Annotated in this window: 24 protein-coding genes and 1 pseudogene; 11 read left to right on the top strand and 14 right to left on the bottom strand. The window is 72.2% G+C overall.

The annotated features are described in order from the left end of the window. Positions 1-3 precede the first annotated feature (3 nt). Both ACGFIR_RS03545 and ACGFIR_RS03540 read right to left on the bottom strand, forming a co-directional pair. On the bottom strand, positions 4-252 hold the full coding sequence (locus ACGFIR_RS03545) for a hypothetical protein (RefSeq protein ID WP_393000722.1): 249 nt from the start codon (positions 250-252) through the stop codon (positions 4-6). 121 nt (positions 253-373) lie between these two features. Continuing rightward, positions 374-1,270, bottom strand: a complete 897-nt coding sequence (locus ACGFIR_RS03540) for a L,D-transpeptidase family protein (protein ID WP_393000724.1) — start codon at positions 1,268-1,270, stop codon at positions 374-376. A 173-nt stretch (positions 1,271-1,443) separates the two neighbouring features. Between ACGFIR_RS03540 and ACGFIR_RS03535 the strand changes: the two genes are divergently transcribed. Further along, the gene (locus ACGFIR_RS03535) at positions 1,444-3,123 is read left to right on the top strand and encodes a DNA repair helicase XPB (protein WP_393000726.1); all 1,680 of its coding nucleotides are present in this window, start codon (positions 1,444-1,446) and stop codon (positions 3,121-3,123) included. Between the two features lie 81 nt (positions 3,124-3,204). Here the strand turns inward: ACGFIR_RS03535 and ACGFIR_RS03530 are convergent, their stop codons facing one another. From ACGFIR_RS03530 to ACGFIR_RS03510, 5 genes are all read right to left on the bottom strand, one after another. Then, a complete protein-coding gene (locus ACGFIR_RS03530; RefSeq protein WP_393000728.1) occupies positions 3,205-3,558 on the bottom strand; it encodes a hypothetical protein in 354 nt (117 codons plus the stop codon). A 95-nt stretch (positions 3,559-3,653) separates the two neighbouring features. Continuing rightward, on the bottom strand, positions 3,654-4,202 hold the full coding sequence (locus ACGFIR_RS03525; RefSeq protein WP_393142996.1) for a carboxymuconolactone decarboxylase family protein: 549 nt from the start codon (positions 4,200-4,202) through the stop codon (positions 3,654-3,656). Positions 4,203-4,255: 53 nt separating this feature from the next. Further along, positions 4,256-4,810, bottom strand: a complete 555-nt coding sequence (locus ACGFIR_RS03520; protein ID WP_393142994.1) for a carboxymuconolactone decarboxylase family protein — start codon at positions 4,808-4,810, stop codon at positions 4,256-4,258. A 67-nt stretch (positions 4,811-4,877) separates the two neighbouring features. Beyond that, entirely contained in the window at positions 4,878-5,426 is a 549-nt protein-coding gene (locus ACGFIR_RS03515) for a carboxymuconolactone decarboxylase family protein (protein WP_393143744.1), read from the bottom strand. Between the two features lie 202 nt (positions 5,427-5,628). Beyond that, positions 5,629-5,838, bottom strand: coding sequence for a GntR family transcriptional regulator (locus ACGFIR_RS03510; RefSeq protein WP_393000734.1), 210 nt, complete (start codon positions 5,836-5,838; stop codon positions 5,629-5,631). A gap of 417 nt (positions 5,839-6,255) precedes the next feature. Between ACGFIR_RS03510 and ACGFIR_RS03505 the strand changes: the two genes are divergently transcribed. Continuing rightward, complete coding sequence (locus ACGFIR_RS03505; protein WP_393142992.1) at positions 6,256-6,510, top strand: hypothetical protein; 255 nt, start codon at positions 6,256-6,258, stop codon at positions 6,508-6,510. Positions 6,511-6,636: 126 nt separating this feature from the next. Here the strand turns inward: ACGFIR_RS03505 and ACGFIR_RS03500 are convergent, their stop codons facing one another. The 5 genes from ACGFIR_RS03500 to ligD (ACGFIR_RS03480) all read right to left on the bottom strand — a co-directional run bounded on the left by ACGFIR_RS03500 (position 6,637) and on the right by ligD (ACGFIR_RS03480) (position 11,173). After that, positions 6,637-7,596, bottom strand: coding sequence for a zinc metalloprotease (locus tag ACGFIR_RS03500; protein WP_393142990.1), 960 nt, complete (start codon positions 7,594-7,596; stop codon positions 6,637-6,639). A 228-nt stretch (positions 7,597-7,824) separates the two neighbouring features. Further along, the gene (locus ACGFIR_RS03495; RefSeq protein ID WP_393142988.1) at positions 7,825-8,421 is read right to left on the bottom strand and encodes a dihydrofolate reductase family protein; all 597 of its coding nucleotides are present in this window, start codon (positions 8,419-8,421) and stop codon (positions 7,825-7,827) included. Beyond that, on the bottom strand, positions 8,422-9,186 hold the full coding sequence (locus ACGFIR_RS03490; protein WP_393142986.1) for a TIGR03089 family protein: 765 nt from the start codon (positions 9,184-9,186) through the stop codon (positions 8,422-8,424). It abuts the gene before it with no gap. Positions 9,187-9,327: 141 nt separating this feature from the next. Further along, the gene (gene ligD, locus ACGFIR_RS03485) at positions 9,328-10,242 is read right to left on the bottom strand and encodes a non-homologous end-joining DNA ligase (RefSeq protein ID WP_393000744.1); all 915 of its coding nucleotides are present in this window, start codon (positions 10,240-10,242) and stop codon (positions 9,328-9,330) included. Beyond that, on the bottom strand, positions 10,232-11,173 hold the full coding sequence (gene ligD, locus ACGFIR_RS03480) for a non-homologous end-joining DNA ligase (RefSeq protein WP_393143742.1): 942 nt from the start codon (positions 11,171-11,173) through the stop codon (positions 10,232-10,234). Before ligD (ACGFIR_RS03480) ends, ligD (ACGFIR_RS03485) begins: the two co-directional genes overlap by 11 nt. An 86-nt stretch (positions 11,174-11,259) precedes the next feature. Between ligD (ACGFIR_RS03480) and ACGFIR_RS03475 the strand changes: the two genes are divergently transcribed. From ACGFIR_RS03475 to ACGFIR_RS03440, 8 genes and pseudogenes are all read left to right on the top strand, one after another. Beyond that, entirely contained in the window at positions 11,260-12,273 is a 1,014-nt protein-coding gene (locus ACGFIR_RS03475; RefSeq protein WP_393000746.1) for a Ku protein, read from the top strand. A gap of 94 nt (positions 12,274-12,367) precedes the next feature. Continuing rightward, positions 12,368-12,760, top strand: a complete 393-nt coding sequence (locus tag ACGFIR_RS03470) for a MerR family transcriptional regulator (protein ID WP_393000748.1) — start codon at positions 12,368-12,370, stop codon at positions 12,758-12,760. Further along, complete coding sequence (gene trxA / locus ACGFIR_RS03465; RefSeq protein ID WP_393142984.1) at positions 12,730-13,077, top strand: thioredoxin; 348 nt, start codon at positions 12,730-12,732, stop codon at positions 13,075-13,077. The genes ACGFIR_RS03470 and trxA overlap by 31 nt, the downstream gene beginning before the upstream one ends. Positions 13,078-13,159: 82 nt before the next feature. Beyond that, positions 13,160-13,804, top strand: a complete 645-nt coding sequence (locus tag ACGFIR_RS03460) for a DUF4241 domain-containing protein (protein ID WP_393000752.1) — start codon at positions 13,160-13,162, stop codon at positions 13,802-13,804. Between the two features lie 87 nt (positions 13,805-13,891). After that, positions 13,892-14,579, top strand: a pseudogene (locus ACGFIR_RS03455) (FKBP-type peptidyl-prolyl cis-trans isomerase). Positions 14,580-14,816: 237 nt separating this feature from the next. Continuing rightward, positions 14,817-15,641, top strand: coding sequence for a hypothetical protein (locus ACGFIR_RS03450; RefSeq protein WP_393143740.1), 825 nt, complete (start codon positions 14,817-14,819; stop codon positions 15,639-15,641). Between the two features lie 76 nt (positions 15,642-15,717). After that, positions 15,718-16,407, top strand: a complete 690-nt coding sequence (locus tag ACGFIR_RS03445) for an HAD family hydrolase (protein ID WP_393142982.1) — start codon at positions 15,718-15,720, stop codon at positions 16,405-16,407. Between the two features lie 153 nt (positions 16,408-16,560). Next, entirely contained in the window at positions 16,561-17,577 is a 1,017-nt protein-coding gene (locus ACGFIR_RS03440; RefSeq protein ID WP_393000756.1) for an NADPH:quinone reductase, read from the top strand. Positions 17,578-17,785: 208 nt separating this feature from the next. Here the strand turns inward: ACGFIR_RS03440 and ACGFIR_RS03435 are convergent, their stop codons facing one another. Further along, complete coding sequence (locus ACGFIR_RS03435) at positions 17,786-19,420, bottom strand: fatty acid--CoA ligase (RefSeq protein WP_393143738.1); 1,635 nt, start codon at positions 19,418-19,420, stop codon at positions 17,786-17,788. A gap of 98 nt (positions 19,421-19,518) precedes the next feature. Between ACGFIR_RS03435 and ACGFIR_RS03430 the strand changes: the two genes are divergently transcribed. Beyond that, positions 19,519-20,010, top strand: a complete 492-nt coding sequence (locus ACGFIR_RS03430; protein WP_393000758.1) for an NUDIX domain-containing protein — start codon at positions 19,519-19,521, stop codon at positions 20,008-20,010. 61 nt (positions 20,011-20,071) lie between these two features. On the opposite strand, the gene ACGFIR_RS03425 is transcribed toward ACGFIR_RS03430, so the two are convergent. After that, positions 20,072-21,739, bottom strand: a complete 1,668-nt coding sequence (locus tag ACGFIR_RS03425; RefSeq protein ID WP_393000760.1) for an MDR family MFS transporter — start codon at positions 21,737-21,739, stop codon at positions 20,072-20,074. Positions 21,740-21,822 lie beyond the last annotated feature (83 nt).

Here is a 21,822-nt window from a genome sequence, read left to right as displayed (position 1 = left end):
GGGTCAGCGCCGGCTGCGGCGTACGGTCCCGACGACGGAGACGATCAGCAGCAGCGCGAACCCGGCGCCGGCCGACTCGCCGACCGAGTCGATGAAGCCCTGTTCGAGCACCAGCCAGCCGAAGAGGAACCAGCCGACGAGCACCACGGCTGCCACGCCGTACGCGACCATCGTGGCGGTGGAGACCTCCTCGACGGGCGACCGGTCGTGCGCGGGACTGTGCTCCGGGACCACTTCACGGTCGACCGTCATCTCCAGCCTCCCCGTCCGGTTCGACGTCTGGCGTCCAGCGTGACACCGTCATGCCGCGAGTGACAGGGGATGAAACCCGGATCGGACGACTTGTGCGTCTTATCGGTGCTGCCGGGGCGGCTCAGGTGCCGGGACGCCGCCCGACCAGCACCACCTTGCTGCCGACCTTGCCCAGCTCCCAGTAGCGCACGGCGTCGGCGCGCAGCAGGTTGACGCAGCCGTGCGAGCCGATCGACTTGTTGTGCAGATAGGTCGTGGTCTGGTGGAAGCCCATCCCCTGGGTGAAGTGCTGCCAGTACGGCAGCCACACCTCGTACGGGTCGGACCACTCCTTGACGTTGCGATAGTTGATCTTGAACGTGCCGGCCGGGGTGCGGTAGCCGGGCATGCCCGTGCGGGTCACCGTCGGCGGCACGAGCACCTTGCCGTTGCGCATGACCCAGGTGGTCTGCCGGGTCAGGTCGATGCAGAAGGTGGTGCCCGAGCCGGCCCGGCAGCGCGCCGTGTCGGTGGTGGCGAGCCGCTTCGCCACGTCGTACGTCGTGGGCCCGGCGCGGCCGTGGGCGGGGCGGATGTCGTACCGCTTCTGGAACTTCTTGATGGCGGTGCAGTCGGCGGCGGACTGCCGGCCGTCGACGGTCACGCGCCCGAACCCGCCCAGCCGGGCGAGGTACGTCTCCACCTCGCGCTGGTGCTCGCCCTGCGGGCAGCCGGCGGCGACGGACGGCGGGGCGGTGGGTTTCGTCGCGGGCCGCGTCGGCTGCACCGGGGGGCGCGTCGGTGCCGGCGTGACCCGAGTCGGCTTGACCCTGGGCTTCGGCGGCGCCGTGCTGGGCCGCACCCGCTGGTCCGGCCCGGGCGTACCGCTCGCCCCCGTTACCCGTTCCGCAGCCCCGGCCGCGACAGGTCCCCCGCCCCCGCCGCCGCCGGCCTGCGGATCGAACGTGCACGCACCGGCCCCGACCAGGGTGACCACTGCCAGGGCGACCAGCCGGCTGCTGATCCGGACGTGTCTCATGCTGCCTCCTGACAGTTGTTCCCTTTGCTAGACGTTGCGAGTGCCGCTCCGGTTGCTCCAGGTGACCAGAATTTTCTGCCGTCACCCGGGTGCGTGCAAGACTGGTGGGTCGGCCTGGGTGGGTCAGTCGCCTCCCGGACAGCCGGCGACCGAGGCGGAGGAGAGGCACTGGCGTGAGCGGTGGACCCCTGATCGTGCAGTCGGACAAGACCCTGCTGCTGGAGATCGACCACCCCGACGCGCAGGCGTGCCGGATGGCCATCGCGCCCTTCGCCGAGCTGGAGCGCTCCCCGGAGCACGTGCACACCTACCGGCTGACGCCGCTCGGGCTGTGGAACGCGCGGGCCGCCGGCCACGACGCCGAGGGCGTGGTGGACTCCCTGATCAAGTACTCCCGCTACCCGGTGCCGCACGCGCTGCTGGTCGACGTGGCCGAGACGATGGACCGGTACGGCCGCCTCCAGCTCGCCAACGACCCGGCGCACGGCCTGGTGCTGCGGGCGCTGGACCGGGTGGTGCTGATCGAGGTCGCCAAGAGCAAGAAGCTCGCCGGGATGCTCGGCGCGAAGCTCGACGACGACACGATCGCGGTGCACCCGTCCGAGCGCGGCCGGCTCAAGCAGGCACTGCTCAAGCTGGGTTGGCCGGCGGAGGACCTGGCCGGCTACGTCGACGGCGAGGCGCACCCCATCGAGCTGGCCGAGGCCGGCAAGGACGGTGGGAAACCCTGGACGCTGCGGTCGTACCAGCGGGAGGCCGTCGAGGCGTTCTGGGCCGGCGGGTCGGGCGTCGTGGTGCTGCCCTGCGGCGCCGGCAAGACGCTGGTCGGGGCGGCGGCGATGGCCGAGGCGAAGGCGACCACCCTCATCCTGGTCACGAACACGGTGGCGGGCCGGCAGTGGAAGCGGGAGCTGATCGCCCGCACGTCGCTGACCGAGGACGAGATCGGCGAGTACTCGGGCGAGCGCAAGGAGATCCGTCCGGTCACCATCGCCACGTACCAGGTGCTCACCTCGCGCAAGAAGGGCGCCTTCACCCACCTGGACCTGTTCGGCGCCCGCGACTGGGGCCTGGTCGTCTACGACGAGGTGCACCTGCTGCCCGCGCCGATCTTCCGCTTCACCGCGGACCTCCAGGCCCGTCGCCGGTTGGGCCTCACGGCGACGCTGGTACGCGAGGACGGCCGCGAGGGCGACGTGTTCAGCCTCATCGGCCCCAAGCGGTACGACGCGCCCTGGAAGGACATCGAGCAGCAGGGCTGGATCGCCCCGGCCCAGTGCACCGAGGTACGCGTCACCCTCACCGACGCGGAACGCATGTCGTACGCGACGGCGGAGGCCGAGGAGCGCTACCGGATGGCGGCCACCGCCCGCACCAAGCTGCCGGTGGTGAAGGCGCTGGTCGACCGGCACCCCGATGAGCAGGTCCTTGTCATCGGCGGCTACATCGACCAACTGCACCAGCTCGGCGAGTACCTCGACGCGCCCATCGTGCAGGGCTCCACCACCAACAAGGAGCGCGAGCGGCTCTTCGACGCGTTCCGCTCCGGCGAGGTGCGGACACTGGTGATCTCGAAGGTCGGCAACTTCTCCATCGACCTGCCCGAGGCGGCGGTGGCGATCCAGGTGTCGGGCACGTTCGGCTCCCGGCAGGAGGAGGCGCAGCGGCTGGGCCGGGTGCTGCGGCCGAAGGCCGACGGCCGCCAGGCGCACTTCTACACCGTCGTCTCCCGCGACACCATCGACACCGAGTACGCGGCCCACCGGCAGCGCTTCCTCGCCGAGCAGGGGTACGCGTACACGATCGTCGACGCCGACGACGTCCTCGGCCCGAAGCTGCCCACGGTCGACTGATCTCCGGGGGGCCGATGTCCCTCGCGCTCGCTGTAGAGCTGATGTCGTAAACGACTCAGCCGTAAGTCCCTGCGGCCGGACCTAGTCGTCGTGTACTGGCCGGAGGTGCTCCGTCTGTGGGTCGTAGCAGACAAGTCCGTGCCTGTCGGCCAGCCGGGCGGCCTCGGCCGACAACTTCCCAGCCAGCCCGTACGGCATGGTCAGGTAGATCATCGGGCCGGAGGCGTCGTCACGCAACGACCCCCAACCGGAGGATCTGCCTTCAGTAATGACGGCCCAACGCTCAGCTAGCGCTTCGGCATAGGCAAGGATGATCGGCGTGGGGTCGAACTCCTCACCCTCCATGTACTTCTCGTAGAGCCTTTCGTAGACAACGCCACCCTCCCCGTCGTCTCCGGGCCGCACGCCCTCCCACACCGCCAGGTCGTAACTCATGTCCGGAGTCTGTCAGCAGACTGGCTCATCCCCATCCTCGGCGGCATGGATGGAAGGACGACGGTTCGCCGCCGTCTGACGCAGCAGGATCAGGTTCAGACCGTGTTGCGGTAGCCGGCGCTGATGACCCGTTGGGCCGTCTCGTCGTAGTACTTCGGGTCGCTCGGGGCGAACGTGCCGAGGCCGTCGACGTACCGGTTGACCATGCAGAAGGCCGCCGCGATCAGCACCGTGTCGTGGATCTCCTCGTCGGAGGCGCCCTCGGCGCGGGCCGCCCCGACCAGTTCGGGGGTGACGCTGCGTCCACTGCGCTGCACGGCCCCCGCGATGTGCAGCAGGGCGCGCAGCTTGGCACTGACCGGGGCGTTGTCCAGGTCGGCGCGTACCTGGTCGACCAGGGTCATGCCCTCGTCGAGCAGGGCGGCGGCGAAGGCCGAGTGCGCCGAGCAGCAGTAGGTACAGTCGTTCAGGCCGGAGACGTACGCGGCGATCAGCTCGCGGTCGGCCGTCGGCAGGCTGAGCGGCCCGCGCAGCAGGGTCTCGGCTAGTTCCAGCATCGGCCTGCCGGTCACCGGCCGGTACTTCAACGGGCCCCGGACCCCGGGAAACTCGTTCTCGTCCACGCCCAGGTCGATGTGTGCCATGACGTCACGCCCCCATTCGGTTGACGGATGAACCCTCGGGTGACCGGTACGGGTCAGCGGTCCAGCACCGGCAGGTAGCCCTGGGTGGCGACCCGTCCGGCCGGCCCGAGATACCACTCCTGGTCCTCGGGTACGGAGGTGCCGAGGCCGTCGACGTACCGGTTGAACATGCAGTACGCCGCCGCGATCAGGACCGCGTCGTGGATCTCCAGGTCGGAGGCGCCCTCGGCACGGGCGGCCTCGACCAGTTCGGGGGTGACCGCACGTCCGCTGACCTGCACGGCACCGGCGACGCGCAGCAGGGCACGCAGTTTCGCGGAGATCGGTGCGCTGTCCAGGTCGGCGTGAACCTGGTCGACCAGGACCATCCCCTCGTCGAGTTGCACGGCGGCGAACGCCGAGTGCGCGCCCTGGCAGAACCGGCACTCGTTGCGGCCGGAAACGTACGCGGCGATCAGTTCCCGCTCGCCGGGGGTGAGCGGGTGCGGTCCGCGCAGCAGCGCCTCGTTCAGCGCCAGCAGGGCGCGGCCGGTCTCCGGCCGGTACCGGATCAGGCCGTGGATGCCCAGGTAGACCTGCTCGTCCTGGCCGAGGTCGATATGTGCCATGACCTGATGCTCCGGGTTCTGCTCGTGGGCAGGCGGGTTCGGTCCGGTGGCGCCGGTCGGCTCGTCGTCAGACGACCCTGCGGTAGCCGGCGTTGACGATGCGCTCGGACGCCTGCGCGTACCAGCCGGGGTCGGCCGCCGGTCGGGTGCCGAGGCCGTCGACGTACCGGTTGAACATGCAGAAGGCCGCCGCGATCAGGACCGCGTCGTGGATCTCCAGGTCGGAGGCGCCCTCGGCACGGGCGGCCTCGACCAGTTCGGGGGTGACCGCACGTCCGCTGACCTGCACGGCACCGGCGATGCGCAGCAGGGCACGCAGTTTCGCAGAGATCGGTGCGCTGTCCAGGTCGGCGCGCACCTGGTCGACCAGGGCCATCCCCTCGTCGAGTTGCGCCGCCGCGTACGCCGAGTGCGCCGCGCAGCAGTAGGTGCACTCGTTGCGGCCGGAGACGTACGCGGCGATCAGTTCCCGTTCCCCGGGCGTGAGCGGATGCGGCCCCCGCAGCAGCACCTCTACCAGCTCAAGCAACGGTTGGCCGGTCTCCGGCCGGAAGCGCAGCGGCCCACGGATGCCCGGGAACTCGGCCTCGTCCACCCCTAGTTCGATGTGTGCGATGGGGTCACTCTCCCGGATCCGAAACGGTCCCTGATCGCGCCTACCAATCGAACCTAGTGAATCACTTGCGGCATCTCAAGAGCGCGCGTTGCGCACTGCTCGATTAACTCCATAAGGGACAGCCGCCGGGCCGTGGAAGCCTGAGCGGGGAACAGCGGCCGGTGGCGATCCGTTCGGGGCCCGGCTCAGGCGAGCGGCACCGTCAGGGCCGGATGGACTCCGCGACGAAGACGCCGCGCCCCGGGCGGCCGACCAGCACACCCTGCTCCCGCAACCGCGCCACCGCGCGACTGATCGTCGACTGCGAGACGTCATACTCCGCCGCCAGCGCCCGCCCGGAGGGCAGCTGCGAGCCAGCCGGATATGCCCCATCCTTGATCTTTTTCAGTAGATCGGCGAGCAGCTCGTCCATCGTGGGCGGAATAGGCACGTCGGGCCCCTTGCAGTCGGTTGGCCCGCCCAGTATCGATCAACGTTCGCGGCACAGGCAACGTATGTAGCACGGATGACATAGGTGGGTAGATGACTCGCAGACATGCTTGACATAGGTGACTCGGTGGCAATAGCGTCACTGTCGGTGATGCGATGCTGCTGCGGTCGGTTGGCGCCTCTCGTACCGGTCTCGCATCGCCGTCGAGACCCCACCCCCGCGCTCCCCCGGCGCGGCCCCCTGTCGCCGTACCGCCGATCAGGCTGCGGCGGCAGGGCGGGGCGGTCTCCGTCGCCCGCACCCGGCGGAGGCCGCCCCTCCACTTCAGACGCGAACCACCGAAGGCACGAACGGCGAAGGGCGGTCACCCGTGCGCAACCTGATTCGTCGGCTCAACCGATGACCGAACGCTGGGTGATCCATCTGCCGGTCACCGCGCCCGACCTGCTCCGGGCCCGGATCCTCGCCCGGACCGCCGCCCGCGTGCTGGCCCGGCTCAGCGCCCGTGTCGAGCCCGGCGGGGTCACCGTCTCGGCCGAGGACCAGCAGGGCGTACGACATTGGGTCTTCTGTGACCGGCCACTGCCCGGCGGCGCGCGGTGTGCGCTGCCCACCGACCACCTGTCGCCCTGCACCCACCGCCTCCGCCGCTGACCACGGCCCTCCGGAATGACCAAGAGGTTTGCGTCCTCCGACATGCTCGTCGGTGACGCAAACCTCTTGATCGACTCGTCTCGACTCGTCTCGCCCCGCCTCGGCGAAGCGGTGTGGTCGGGTGGGTCAGCCGGCGCCGCCGGCCCGGAAGGCGACCCAGGCGTCGCTCATCCGGTCCGCCTGGCCCGGGGTGAACATGTTCATGCAGGAGTCCTGCGTGTAGTCCATGAAGTTGTGGATCGGGTCCAGCCCGGGTGCGGTGCAGGTGTCCGCGCCGACCGGGCAGTTGAACTGCGGCGCCGCCTCGCGCGGGGTGTCCTCGACGAAGTCGCCGGCGGCGGAGCAGCCGTGGGCGAAGGTGTGCTCCAGCATCAGCCAGTGCCCGACCTCGTGCGTCAGCGTGTCACCGAGGGCGTACTTGCCGGCCGTGCCGCCCGGCATCGACTCGTCGAGCATCACCACGCCGTCGATGTAGTCGCGGCCGTTGTTGTAGCCCTTCGGGAAGTACGCCCAGCCGAGCAGGCCGCCGCCGATGTTGGCCGCGTACACGTTGAGGGTCTCGGAGTCGCCGGTGTACAGCGCCTTCTTCATGTCGCGCTCGTTCTTGCCGGGCACGACCGTGTACCAGTCACTGTTCACGGTCCAGGTCGTGTCGACCAGGTCGAACCGGAACGGCGTGTCGGCGGCGTCCGGCGCGGTGCGGCCCGAGAACGAGTCGTTGAGCACCTTCATCTGCGCCGCGATCAGGGTGTTCCACCGGGTCGTCTCGGCCGCGCTGAGGGGGTGGTCGGAGATCATGTGGAAGACCGTCGGCACGGTGACGCTGCCATTGGGCAGGCGCGGGGCGTCCTTGATGACGCCATAGGCCTTCGCCTCGTTCTTGGAGTACAGCTCCGGCTCCTTGGCGGTGGCGCCCTCGGCGAGCCGGGCCGCGCTGTGCCCGTCGGCACCCGGCTCGCACTCGGCCGCGCCCGGGGAGACGGGCACGGGCGCCGCCGACACCGCGCCGTAGGCGCCGCCGGACGCCAGGACCGTCGCGGCGGCGGCCGTGAGGACTGCGAGTCGGAAGATGGGTCTCCTGTGCATCAGTGCACCTTTCAGAAAATGGAGGCGGTGCGGAGTCGACGCGGGGTCGTCTCGACCAGGTCGATGACGTCGTCTCCCCGGTATGAGACCACGTCGATGGCACCGGCAACAGACCTGCGTAAACGGCCGGATTTCCCTGTAACGCCAGGGGGCCGGGGAGCGCTACTAGGAGGCGCTCGGGTGCTCCGCGGACCCGACTACCTGCCCGCTCTCTTCCTCCGTGGACGGTTACGGGCGGCGGACCCGGTAGTAGAGGTGGGTGACCCGATCGCCCTCGACGACCGTCGGGTTCGACAGCTCGACAGGGGCGTCGCGGACGTGCTCGAAGAACGGCACGCCGTCGCCGAGCAGGACCGGCACCAGGTTGACCCGGATCTCGTCGAGCAGCCCGGCCGCCAGGCACTGGCGGGCGACGCTGCCCCCGTTCACCGCCACCCAGCGGTCGCCGGCCAGCTCCCTGGCCTGCGCGACGGCGGCCTCGACGCCCTCGGTCACGAAGGTGAACGGCGCGCCCGGCCGGGGCCAGCCGTCCGGTACGTGGTGGGTGAGGACCACGACGTGCTTGTCCATGGGGTGGCGGCCGTCCCAGGCGTCCACGAGGTCGAACAGCCGCCGACCGACGACCAGGGCGCCGGTGTCGTCCAGGGTGTGCCGCAGGTGCCCGGCGCTCGCCGGCGAGGTGCGGAACGTCATCTCCGGCTTGGCGGTCGGAGTGGCGACCTCGCCGTTGCCGTACCACTGGAACAACTGGTCGAAGCCGCTCTCCCCCGGGCCGGCGATGTAGCCGTCCAGGGACATGCTCGCCTCGGTGTAGATCCCGCCCATCTACAGCACCCGGGTGATCTGCTCGGCGGCGATCCGGGCCTCCAGCCGGGCCTGGTCCAGGTTCGCGCAGAGCACCACCGACGCGCCGACAGCCAGTGGCGCCAGCAGCCAGTAGACCGGTTGTTCGTGCTCGGCGACGTCGACCAGCAGCCGGTCGCCCGCCCGCAGGTCCAGCCGCTCCGCCACGGCCAGCGCGACGCTGCCCCACTCGCGGTAGCTCGTACCGTCGGGGCTGGCCGCGTCCGAGCTGGTCAGCGGGGCGGACGCGGGCAGCGCGCCGGCGTGCCGCTCCACCTCGGCCCGCCATTCCAGGTAGCCCGGGGGCACCTCCCGCGGCGGGTTGGCGCCGAGGGAGAGCACGTAGCGGTGCCGCGCCTCGGGCACGTCCTCCAGCCAGTCGTCCAGCCGCTCGGCGCTGACGAACACGGCGTCGTACGGCTCGTCGGCGCCCGGCTCGATGGCTGGCAGGCCGGCGGTCGCCCGGGGCCGGAACGACACCGCCACCCCGGCCGACCAGGCACCCAGCAGCACGGCGGCGGTCTGCCAGTGGGCCGGGAGCAGCACCGCCGCCCGGTCGCCGACGCCCAGCCCGCAGCCCTCGCGCAGCAGCCCGGCGGCCCGCGCCGCCCAGCCGCCCAGCTCCGCCGCCGTCAGGTCGACCCGCTCGCCCGTCGCGTCGTCGAGGTAGGTGAGCAGCGGCCGGTCCACCTCCGCCGCCCGGTCACCGGTCAGCGGATCCCGGACGAGGGCATCGGTCGTGTTCATGTCGCACTCCTCCGCAGGCTGCGCCCACCCTACTGAACCGGCACCCACCCGACGCCAACAAACCGCCCCGCCACACGCCGCCGGGCAGATCTCGGACAGTTGCCGTCTGGCACGAACGGCCACTGTCCAAGATTCAGCCTGTCACGGGCCGGGCAGAGCCGGGCCGCCGTCCAGGAGCGGGGCCAGCAGGTCGCCCTGCTTCTCCACCCGCTTCAGCACCTCCCCCGCCGTGTACGGCCTGGTCGCCGGACGCTTCCCCGCCGCGCCCGCCTCGACCTCGTCCCAGGTCAGCGGGGTGGACACGGCCGGCACGGACTGCGCCCGCAGCGAGTACGGCGACACGGTCGTCTTGGCGGCGCTGTTCTGGCTCCAGTCGATGAAGACCTTGCCCGGCCGCAGGTTCTTCGCCATCTTCGACACGATCAGCTTCGGGTGCGCCCGCTCCAGCTCCTGCGCTATGCGCTTGGCGTAGTCGGACACGAGATCGGCGTCCTGCGTGCCGGCGATGGGGCAGCAGAGCTGCATGCCCTTCTTGCCCGAGGTCTTCGGGTACGCGGAGACGCCGTCGTCGGCGAGCCGGTCGCGCATCAGCAGCGCCACCTGGCAGCACTGGCGCAGCGACGCCGGCGACCCCGGATCGAGGTCGACGACCATCATGTCCGGGTGCTCGCCGATCTTCCACTGCGGCGTGTGCAGTTCCAGCGCGGCGAGGTTGGCCAGCCAGACCAGGGTGGGCAGGTCGTCGGCGACCACGTAGTCGATGGTCTCGCGGCCCTTGCTGGACCCGGGCGCGGGCAGCGTCTCGGTGCGTACCCAGCGGGGGGTGGCGGCCGGAGCGTTCTTCTCGAAGAACGAGCCGCCCGTGACCCCGTTGGGGAAGCGGATCCGGGTGAGCGCCCGGTCGGTGAGGTGCGGCAGGAGCACCGGGGCGATGCGGGTGTAGTAGTCGATCACCTCACCCTTGGTGAACCCGGCGTCGGGGTAGAGCACCTTGTCCAGGTTGGACAGCTCCAACGCGCGTCCCTCGACGTCCACCTTCAACCGCTCACCCGGCATCGTCGACCTCCTCGACGGGTTTGTCCGGCCGCAGCCGGAGCACCCGGGGGAACCGCAGCCGCCCGTCCGGGGTGCGCTGGCCGTACTTCACCTCCACCACGACCCGTGGTGTCACCCAGATCGCGCCCCGGGCGTCCTCGCGCGGCACGTCGCCCCCGAACGGGGACGCGCCGCTGCGCAACGGCTCCAGCTCGTGCAGCAGCGCCCGCTCGATGGCCGCGCCGATGCCGCCGCCCACCCGCCCCCGGTAGGTGAGCCGCCCGTCCGGGCGCGGCACGCCGACCAGCAGGCCGCCGATCTTGCGCGCCCCGGGCCGCCAGCCGCCGACCACGAAGTCGCCCGTGACCTCCAGCTTCACCTTCACCCAGTCCGGGGAGCGGACACCCGGCCGGTAGACCGAGTCGACCCGCTTGGCCATCACGCCCTCCAGGCCGTGCTCGCCGGCCGCCTCGTAGGTGGCCGGGCCGTCGCCGAAGACCGGCGGCACCGCCCACCGGGCGCCGCCGAGCCCGAGGCCCTCCAGGGCCTTCCGCCGTCGGGCGAACGGCCGGCCGGTCAGGTCCTCGCCGTCGAGCCGGAGCAGGTCGAAGATCATGTACGTCACCGGGGCCACCGCCGCCAGCCGGGCGGCCTTCTGCCGGTCGCGCACGTGCATCCGCTCCGCCAGGGCCGTGAACGAGGGCTGACCGGTCGCGCCGAGCAGCACCACCTCGCCGTCGAGCAGCGCGTCGCCCACCTGCTCGCGCAGGGTGGCCAGCTCGGGGTACGCGGCGGTGATCTCCACGCCGCTGCGGGCGTACAGGTGCTGCCGGCCGCCGGAGATGTCGGCCAGCGCGCGGACACCGTCCCACTTGAACTCGTACGCCCAGCCGGCACCCGCCGGGATCTGCCCGGTCATCGCGAGCATCGGCTTGAGCGGCGCGCCGGGCACCTCCCGACTGTACTTGCGCACGGAAGCGCTCGCGTGGCCTTCGATCATTTGCGATCCTGGGCTTTACCGGCGAGAGGAGCACGGGGATGCGGGCCATCTGGAAGGGAGCCGTCTCGTTCGGCCTCGTCTCGATCGGGGTCAAGCTCTACTCGGCCACCGAGGAGAAGGACATCCGCTTCCACCAGGTGCACCGGGAGGACGGCGGCCGCATCCGCTACAAGCGCACCTGCCAGGTCTGCGGCGAGGAGGTCAGCTACGACGACATCGCCAAGGGCTACGACATCGGCGGCGGCGAGATGGTGATCCTCACCGACGAGGACTTCGCCGAGCTGCCGCTGTCCAGCTCGCGCGCGATCGACGTACTGGAGTTCGTCCCGGCCGAGCAGGTCGACCCGATCCTCTACAACAAGGCGTACTTCCTGGAGCCGGAGGGCACCGCCACCAAGCCGTACGTGCTGCTGCGCGACGCGCTCGCCGACTCGGAGCGGGTGGCGATCGTCAAGGTGGCGCTGCGCCAACGGGAGCAGCTCGCCACGCTGCGGGTCCGCGAGGGCGTACTGCTGCTCAACACCATGCTCTGGCCGGACGAGATCCGCAAACCCGACTTCGGCTTCCTCGACGAGGACCTGAAGGTCCGCCCGCCGGAGCTGGCGATGGCCAGCTCGCTGATCGACTCGATGGCCGGCGAGTTCGAGCCGGACGCCTTCACCGACGACTACCGGGCCGCCCTCCAGGAGGTCATCGACGCCAAGGTGGAGGGCCGCGAGGTGGTCCAGCCGGAGGAGGTCGAGGAGGCCCCGGCCGCCGCCGTCGACCTGATGGCGGCGCTGAAGGCGTCCGTCGAGCGTGCCCGCTCCGCGCGGGGCGAGGCACCGGCCGGCGGCGGTGGGGAACCGACCCCGATCTCGGCGGCCCGCTCGGCGCAGAAGAAGGCCGCCGAGAAGAAGGCGGCGAAGGCCCCGGCCAGGAAGACCGCCGAGAAGAAGGCCGCCCCGAAGAAGACCGCCAAGAAGGCCGCGCCGAAGAAGACCGCCGAGGGCGAGAAGAAGCCCGCCGCGAAGAAGGCCGCGCCGAAGAAGGCGGCCCGCAAGACCGCCTGACCCCTTCCGGTCGTACGCGCCTGCCGCGCGGCCGAGGTTGCCTTGACGCCGGTGGCAAGGTCTAGCGTCGATCGGGTCGGACGAGGGAGGTCGGATGCTGATCGGTGAGCTGGCGGAACGCGCCGGCACGAGCACCCGGGCCCTGCGCTACTACGAGACGCACGGACTTCTCCGGGCGACCCGCTCGGCCAACGGATACCGGGTCTACGACGAGTCGGAGCTGCCGGTCGTACGCGAGATCCGGGCGTTGCTCGCGGTCGGCTTCGGCCTGGACGACATCCGCCCGTTCGTCGCCTGCCTGCGGGCCGGCAACGCCTCCGGTCACGTCTGCCCCGACTCGGTGGCCGTGCTGCGGCGCAAGCTGGCCGAGGTCGACGCCGGCATCGACCGGCTGCACGCGGTCCGCCGGGAGCTGCGCGACCAGCTCGCCCACGCCATCACCCACCGGGAGGAAACATGCTCGAGACTGCGCCGGACGGCTCGCTGACCGTCGTCACCGACGACACCTTCGCCACCGTGGTGCTCGCCGCCGACCGGCCGGTGGTGGTCGACTTCTGGGCGGACTGGTGCCCGCCGTGCCGGGCCATCTCCCGCAGCCTCGCCGAGCTCGCCGAGGAGTTCGCCGGGCGGATGCTCGTCGCGACGATCGACACCGACGCGAACCCGGCCGCCACCCGCACGTACTCGGTGATGTCGCTGCCGACCCTGCTGGTCTTCCGCCACGGGGAGGTGGTCGGCTCGGTCGTCGGGTCCCGCCCGAAGCACCACCTGCGCCAGGCGCTGGCCCGGCAGCTGGAGGGCTGAGCCGCCGACGGCCCGGTGCGGTCTCGCCCGGTGCGGTCCGTCGCGGGTACGCTCCCGCCGGCCCCGCCGCGAGAGGAACCCCATGCCGTACACCCCCGACCTGGACCGGCTGCTGACGCCCGGCGCCCGCTTCGCCGACGAGCACGCCACGTACGTCATGGAGGTCCACCCGCTGGGCGACGTCGTGCTGCCGACGGGGCGGGTGGTCGGCTGCGACCCGGTGGCCTGCCCCGAGGACGAGCCGTTCACGGTCGGGGTGGCCCCCGGCCGCTACCCGGCGCGGGCCTGGGTCGCGGTGGTGCGGGGCGAGGACGCCGAGACGGACCGGCGGGTGGCCGCCCTCGAACTGGTCGTCCACGACGAGCCGGCGGTCCGCTGGGAGATGGCGCTGGTCGGCGACCAGGACGTCGCGGAACTCAAGGCCGACGGTTGGTTCGGCTACGGGGTGGACACCGGCATCGGCACCCTGGCCGACCCGACCGCGCTGGCCGCCCTGGAGGCGTGGGACGAGGACGCGGTGACGGACGTCTTCGTCGCCGACGAGCCGGCCGACGGACCGGTGCCGGGGCACGTCGCCGCGGTGCTGGACGAGTCGACCGGGGCCAACGTGGTGACGGTCTGGTCCGGCTGGGGCGACGGCTGCTACGGCACCTGGATCGGGCGGACCGCCGACGGCCGGGTCACCTCGTACGTGACCGACTTCATGGTGGTGCCGGGGCCGGCGTGACCCGTGCGGTGGGAGCGACGACCGTCGAGGCGGCGCGGTGGGCGGCGGGGCGGGTACCGTGTGCGTCGGCTTTCCCCCGGCACTCCGATGCCGGCCACCACCTTCGCAGCAGGGAGTCGACGCCGTGAGCGAGCGTACGCAGAACCGGTCCCAGAAGTCGGAGCGGCGGCTGGCCGCCCAGTTGGCCGCGCAGAAGGCGGCCGAGGCGAAGCGCCGCCGCCAGGCGTGGGCCGGCGGGCTCGCCGGGGTCGCCGTGGTCGCGGTGCTGATCACCGTCTTCGTGACGATCGGGCGCAACAGCGACGGCGACAAGGACGAGACGGCCAGCACGGCGTCCTCGGGCCCGTCCGCCAGCGCCCCCGCCGCCGATGCGCCCGGCACCCCGAAGCTGCCGGAGGGGGCCGACCCGGCCCTGGGCAGCAAGCCGACGGTCGCCGCCGGCACGGGCGAGCTGAAGAAGCTCACCGTGACCCCGCTGATCAAGGGCACCGGCCCGGCGGTGCAGAAGGGCCAGACGATCACCACGAACTACGTCGGCGTCTTCTTCAAGGACGGCAAGGAGTTCGACTCGTCGTGGAACGCCGGCCAGCCGGCCTCCTTCGCCATCGGCGTCGGCCAGGTCATCCCCGGCTGGGACCAGGGCCTGGTCGGATTGACCGTCGGCAGCCGCGTGCAGCTCGACATCCCGGCCGAGCTGGCGTACGGCAACGACGCCTCCAGCGGCCGTCCGGCCGGTCCGCTGCGCTTCGTGGTGGACGTGCTCGCGGCGCAGTGACCCGCGAGGCGGGCCGAGTTGGACCCGTGACCGGCCCGTTGCCCGGCGATGGCGGCCCGGTTCGTCCGGGATGTCGCCCGTTGTTGATGTGGTAGCCCACACGGGGCTTCCGGCCCCTCACCAACTCGCAGTAGGTTCAGCGTCACCCCGGGCGGTCGGCCGTCCGGGGTGACGACCGGACCGGACGCGGAGGTGCACGTGACGGCGCTGGACGACGCGGGACGGACCGCCCGGGTGTTGTGGACGCACTACGAGCCCGTCCACGCGGTCACCTACTTCCACCCCCGCGCCCGGGCCGCCTTCGAGGCGGTCGGGCTGCGCGGCTTCTGGCGCGGCTACTTCGCCGGCCGGGCCGCGCCGCTGGGGCCCGCCGAGGCCGCGCCGGTGACCGCGGCGTTCTTCAGCTTCGCCCCGCACACGGTGGCGCGGGCGCTGCCGGCCGTCTGGCGGCTGGTCACCCCGCAGGAGGCGCTGCGGGCCCGGCTCACGGGCGCGGTGCAGGCGCTGGCCGAGCTGACCTACGAGCTGCCGGAGTCGCACCTGGTCGAGGCCGCCGAACTGCTGGAGGCCGCCGCCGCCGAGGCGGAGCCGGCCGGCCGGGTGCTGGGCGCCGCCAACGCCGCCCTGCCGCGCGGCGAGTACCCGCTGGCCCGGCTCTGGCAGGCCGCCACCACGCTGCGCGAGCAGCGCGGCGACGGGCACATCGCCGCGCTGGTCGCGGCCGACCTCGACCCGGTGGAGACGCTGGCCTGGCGGGTCGCGGTCGACATCTCCCCGCTGAACCTGCTCGGGCGGGGCTGGTCGGAGGAGCAGTGGGCCGAGGCCCGCACCCGGCTGGCCGAGCGGGGCTGGCTGACGCCGGACGGGGAGCCGACCGAGCTGGGCCGGTCCCGCTTCCAGGCGATCGAGGACGCCACCGACGCCGCTGCCGCCGGCCCGTGGCGGGCGCTCGGTCCGGAGCGCGCGCAGCGGCTGCGGGAGCTGCTCGAACCCATCGCCCGCGCCGCCCACACCGTCATCCCGGAGGGCAACCCGATCGGCCTGCCCGCGCTGCGGACCTGACCGCCGCCCGCCTGTCCGCTTGTCCGACCGCCTGCCGCCGTCTGCCCGGTGCCGCGCGTTGGGGCAGGATGGGTGCGTGGTGGATGCGGTGGTCTTCGACCTGGACGGCGTGATCGTGGACTCCGAGCCGGTGTGGGAGGAGGTCCGGCGGGCGTACGTCGCGGCGCACGGCGGGACCTGGCAGCCCGACACGCAGCGCCGGCTGATGGGCATGAGCACCGGCGAGTGGGCCCGCTACCTCAGCGGTGAGCTGGGCGTCGACCGCAGCCCCGAGCAGGTCGCCGCCGAGGTGGTCGAGGAGATGACCCGGCGCTACGCGGAACGCGTACCGCTGATCGACGGGGCCGACGAGGTCGTGCGCCGGCTGGCCGAACGGTGGCCGCTGGGGCTGGCCAGCTCGTCGCCGACCCGGCTGATCGCGGCGGCGCTGGCCGCGACGGGCCTGACCGGGGCGTTCGGCGCCACGCTGTCGACCGAGGAGACCGCGCGGGGCAAGCCGGCGCCGGACGTCTACCTGGCGGTCGCCGAGCGGCTGGGCGTCGACCCGGCCCGCTGCGTCGCCGTGGAGGATTCGTCCAACGGCGTCCGGTCGGCCGCCGCCGCCCGGATGACGGTGGTGGCGGTGCCGCACGGGACGTACCCGCTGGACCCGGACGCCGAGCGGCTCGCGGCCGTGGTGCTCGACGCGATCGGCGACCTGACCCCCCGGACCATCGACGCCGACCTCGGTGAGCAGGACGCCGTGGACCCCGAAACCGCCGGTTGACGTCCATGCCGTCCTGATCACCGGGGAACCTCACCCGGCGTCCGCCCGCGTAGCGGGCGGACGCGTCGCATGGGGCGGGGCGGCATGAGCGGGGATGCGGCGGGTACCGCACCCGACGGCGCCCGCCGGGGGCCGCCGGGTGAGGAGACGGGGATGAAGGCGATCGTGTACGAGCGCACCGGCGACGCCTCGGTGCTGCAACTGGTCGACCGGCCGGTGCCGGAGCCCGGCCCCGGCGAGGTCCTGGTGCGCATGGCCGTGTCGGGGGTGAACCCGACGGACTGGAAGGCGCGACGGGCGGGGCCGCTGCCGGGCGGCTGGCAGACGCCCGGGCAGGACGGCGCGGGGGTGATCGAGGCGGTCGGCGAGGGGGTCGACCGGGAGCTGATCGGCGAGCGGGTGTGGCTGTGGGAGGCCGCGTGGCAGCGGCCATGGGGCACCGCCGCCGAGTACACGGTGGTGCCGGTCCGGCAGGCGGTGCCCCTCGGCGACGCCTCGTTCGACCTGGGCGCCTGCCTGGGCATCCCCTTCCTCACCGCGCACCGCTGCCTCACCGCCGGCGAGTACACGCCGGACCGGCTGCACGCGGGCGCGCTCAGCGACCACACCGTGCTCGTGCAGGGCGGGGCGGGGGCGGTGGGCAACGCGGCCATCCAGCTCGCCCGGTGGGCGGACGCCTGCGTGGTCGCGACGGTCAGCAGCCCGGAGAAGGCGCAGCTGGCGGCGGCGGCCGGCGCCTCCTTCGTGGTCGACTACCGGCAGCAGGACGTGGTCGAGGAGGTCCGCAAGATCGCGCCCGACGGGGTGCACACCATCGTCGAGGTCTCCGCGGCGCGCAACGCCGCCACCGACGTCCAACTGCTCGGGCGCGGCGGCGCGGTCTGCGTCTACGCCGACGACGGCGGGGACGAGGTGACCCTGCCGATCCGGCCGTTGATGGCGCCGAACGCGCGATTCCAGTTCGTGCTCGTCTACACCGAGCCGAAGGTGGCAAAGGCGCAGGCGGTGGTGGACGTGGCCGCCGCGGCGGCACAGGGCGGGATCCGGGTGGGCGAGGACGCGGGCCTGCCGCTGCACCACCATCCGCTCTCGGCTGCCGCTGCGGCGCACCAGGCGGTGGAGAACTCGGTGGTCGGCAAGGTGCTGATCACCACCAGCGGAAACGAGTGACGGCCGCCCCGAGGGGATGGAAAGCCGTCTGAGCTGGGCAAGTTTCCCCGTAGTGGGCACAGAGACGAACAATCTTCGCAACAATGACGGTGCGGGGTGACCCGCATGGAGCGGGCGGCCCCGGCGCGGTGCGAACGCCGGGGCCGCCCCTGGGGAGGGAGTTCAGGAGTGTTCCCTACCCCAACAGGCGACAATGCGCCTGAGAACGTTACGGGGCGGTCAGCTCCCGGACACTCAGTTCGCCCCCGGCGTACCGGGAACGGACGACCTTCTTGTCGAACTTGCCGACGCTGGTCTTCGGCACCGTGTCGATGACGGCCCAGCGCTCCGGCAACTGCCAGCGGGCCACCGACTCGGCGAGGAACTCGCGCAGCTCCTCGACGGTCGCCGACGCCCCCTCACGGAGCACCACGGTGGCCAGCGGACGCTCACCCCAGCGCTCGTCGGGCACGCCCACCACGCAGGCCTCCAGCACCGCCGGGTGGGCCATCAGGGCGTTCTCCAGCTCGACCGAGGAGATCCACTCGCCGCCGGACTTGATGACGTCCTTGGCGCGGTCGGTCAGCGTGATGTAGCCGTCGGGCGAGAGGGTGCCGACGTCACCGGTACGCAGCCAGCCGTCGCGGAACTTCTCCTCGTCGGGCACGTCGTCGCCGACGTACCGGGCGGTCACCCACGGCCCGCGTACCTCCAGCTCGCCGACCGACGCCCCGTCGGCGGGCAGCGGCTCGCCCAGCGGGCCGACGATGCGGGCCTCGACCCCGGCCGGCACCCGGCCCTGCGTGTAGCGGTAGCGCCAGGCCTCCTCGCCCGTCGCGCCGGCCGGCGGCCGGGATACCGAGCCCAGCGGGGACATCTCGGTCATCCCCCAGGCGTGGATGACGTCGATGCCGTGCCGCTCGGCGAACGCGTGCATCAGCGCCGGCGGGCAGGCCGAACCGCCCACGATGACCTCCCGCAGGGAGGAGCTGTCCACGTCGTGGGCGTCCAGGTGGGCCAGCAGGTCGTTCCAGATCGTCGGCACCGCGCCGGCCAGGGTCGGCCGCTCGGCGGCGATCATCTCCGCGATCGGCCCGGCCTGGAGGAACCGGTCCGGCATGATCAGTGACGCCCCGGAGAGGAAGGCCGCGTACGGCAGCCCCCAGGACATCGCGTGGAACATCGGCACGATGGCCAGCTCGCGGTCGACCGGGCCGAGACCGAACCCCTCCGGCATGCAGACCTGGAGCGAGTGCAGGTAGATCGAGCGGTGCGAGTAGGCCACGCCCTTCGGGTTGCCGGTGGTGCCCGAGGTGTAGCAGAGGGCGGCGGCGTCGCGTTCGTCCACCTCCGGCCAGTCGAAGACGTCGGGACGGTCGGCCAGCAGCGCGTCCCAGTGGTGCACGGTGATCCGGTCGCCGGCCGCCGCCGTGAGCGGGGCCGGGTCCCCGCCGCCGACCACCACCACGTGCCGCACCGTCGTCATCTCGCCGATCACCCGGGCCAGCAGCGGGATGAGCGTCGAGTCGACCAGCACCACCCGGTCCTCGGCGTGGTTGGCGATGTAGGCGACCTGGTCCGGAAAGAGCCGGATGTTGAGCGTGTGCAGCACCGCGCCCATGCTGGGCACCGCGAAGTACGCCACCAGGTGCTCGGCGTTGTTCCACATGAAGGTGGCGACCCGCTCGTCGCCGGTGACGCCACACTCGTCGCGCAGCGCGTGGGCCAGCCGGGCCGCCGCCCGCCCGACCTCGGCGTACGTCATCCGGCGCGGGTCGCCGCCCGTCCAGGTGACCACCTCCGCCGTGCCGTGCACGGTGGCCCCGTGTCGCAGGATCCGCGAGACCTGGAGAGGGGCGTCCATCATGGTGCTACGCATGGGTAACAAAATAGTGTCGGCGGTCACAGGTTGGGAACCCTGGAATGCCGACCGAGATCGGAAGAGCCCCGTAAATTGTCCGGGTGAGCATCTCCTGGGCTGATTCGTACGTGGGACAGCTACGCGCGCTCGCTGGTGACCGGACGCTGATGTTCGTGGGCGCCCGCGCCGTGGTCCGCGACAACGCGGGGCGCCTCCTGCTCATCCAGCGCTCCGACAACGGGCAGTGGGCCCTGCCCGCCGGGGCGATGGAGCTGGGCGAGTCGATCGCCGACTGCGCCGTCCGCGAGGTACGCGAGGAGACCGGGCTGCGCGCGCTGCGGGTCAGCGCCTTCGCCCTCTACACCGGCCCGGACCGCACCCACACCAACATGTACGGCCACACGTACCAGATCTTCACGACCGCGTTCCGGGTCGACGAGTGGGACGGCGAACTCGCCCGGATCACCGACGAGACGACCGACGCCGGGTTCTTCCACCGGGCGCAGCTGCCGGCCCCGCTCTCCACGAGCGTCACCGAGACCCTCGCCGACCTGGACGTCTTCGAGCAGACCAACCGGCTGATCCTCAAGTGAGGACTGGCGGGGCCGGTCTCACGTGAGGCCCGGCCCGGCTCCGCGGCACGGGTGGTCCGCCTCAGAGCATCGTCTGGCTCTTCGCCTCCATCTCGGCGGCGGCCTCCTCCTTCGACTCCCCGGACAGCGGCTTTCCGCCGGGCGGCGGGCCCTCGCCGCCGAGGCCGTCCGTGCCGCCCGTGGCGCCGCCCGGCCCCGCACCGCGCAGCTTCTCGTTCGGCAGCGCCAGGGTGACCAGCACCGCCACGATCGCGATCAGGCCGGTGGTGAGGAAGACCAGGTGCAGCGACTCCACGAACGCCGCCTGGACGGCGGCGCGTACCGGGGCGGGAAGCGCCAGGATCGTCGCCGGGTCGTTGACCGAGACGTCCGCCCCGCCGCTCGCCGCCACTGCGGCCTGCTGCTCCGGCGGCAGCTGGGCGATCGCCGCCGGCAGCCGGGCGGCGAGTTCCGAGGTGAGCCGCGCCGACAGCACCGCGCCGAGGATGGCGACGCCGAACGAGCCGCCCAGCGACCGGAAGAATGTGGCCGACGAGGTGCCGGCGCCCAGGTCCCGCATCGACACCGCGTTCTGCACGGCCAGGATCAGCGACTGCATGCAGAGCCCCAGCCCGATGCCGATCACGACCATGTAGCCGAAGGCCACCCAGAGGGAGGTGTCCACCTCCAGTCGGGTGAACAGCAGCATGCCGACCAGGAGCACCACCGCGCCGGCCACCGGGAACCACTTGTAGCGCCCGATCCGGCTCATCGCCCGGCCGGTCAGCACCGAGGTGACGATGACGCCGGCCATCATCGGCAGCATCAGCAGGCCGCTGCGGGTCGGCGAGGCGCCCCGGACGATCTGGAGGTAGAGCGGAATGAAGATGATCGAGCCGAACATCACCAGGCCGAGCACGAAGCCGGCCGAGTTGGCCAGCGCGAACGTGGCGCTGCGGAACAGCCGCAGCGGCAGGATCGGCTCGGCCACCCGGGCCTCCTGGAGCACGAAGAGCACGCCGAGCACCGCGCCCGCGACGAAGAGGCCGACGATCACCCCGGAGCCCCAGGCGTACTCGTTGCCGCCCCAGCTCAGCGCGAGCAGCAGGCAGCTCACCCCGGCGACCAGCAGCGCCGCGCCGACCCAGTCGATCGAGTGGTCGCGCCGGGTGAACGGGACCAGCCGCAGCACCCGGGAGCACACGACGATCGCCAGGATCCCCAGCGGCAGGTTGATGTAGAAGATCCACCGCCAGTCGGTCTCGGCGAAGTAACCGCCGACCAGCGGGCCGGCGACCGAGGAGAGGCCGAAGACCGCCCCGAACAGCCCCTGGTAGCGACCGCGCTCCCGGGGCGACACCACGTCCGAGATGATGGTGAACGCGAGCGTCATCAGGCCGCCGGCGCCGAGACCCTGCACCCCCCGGGTGACGATGAGCTGGGTCATGTCCTGCGACAGGCCGGCCAGCAGCGAGCCGAGCAGGAACGTGCTGATGGAGAAGAGGAAGACGGGGCGCCGCCCGTACAGGTCGGCCATCTTGCCGTAGAGCGGCGTCGAGGCCGTGGAGGCGAGCAGGTACGCCGTCACCACCCACGAGTAGTGGTTGATCCCGCCCAGCTCACCGACGATCGTCGGCAGCGCGGTGCCGACGATCGTCTGGTCGAGCGCGGCCAGCAGCATGCCGGTCATCAGGCCGAACATCAGCAGCCGGATCTGCCGCCCGCCGAGCGCCGGGGCTTGCGTCGTCATCCCGCCTCCTTTCCCCGCCCACCTGAGACATGCGCGCGGAAAGGCGTGCACCTCGTCGGTCGGGAGGCCGGCGGCGCTACGGA

Source organism: Micromonospora sp. NPDC049051 (genome assembly GCF_043197575.1).
In the GTDB taxonomy this organism is placed as follows: domain Bacteria; phylum Actinomycetota; class Actinomycetes; order Mycobacteriales; family Micromonosporaceae; genus Micromonospora.
Note: the sequence above shows the minus strand (reverse complement) of the source record. Positions and strands in the feature narration are given on the sequence as shown.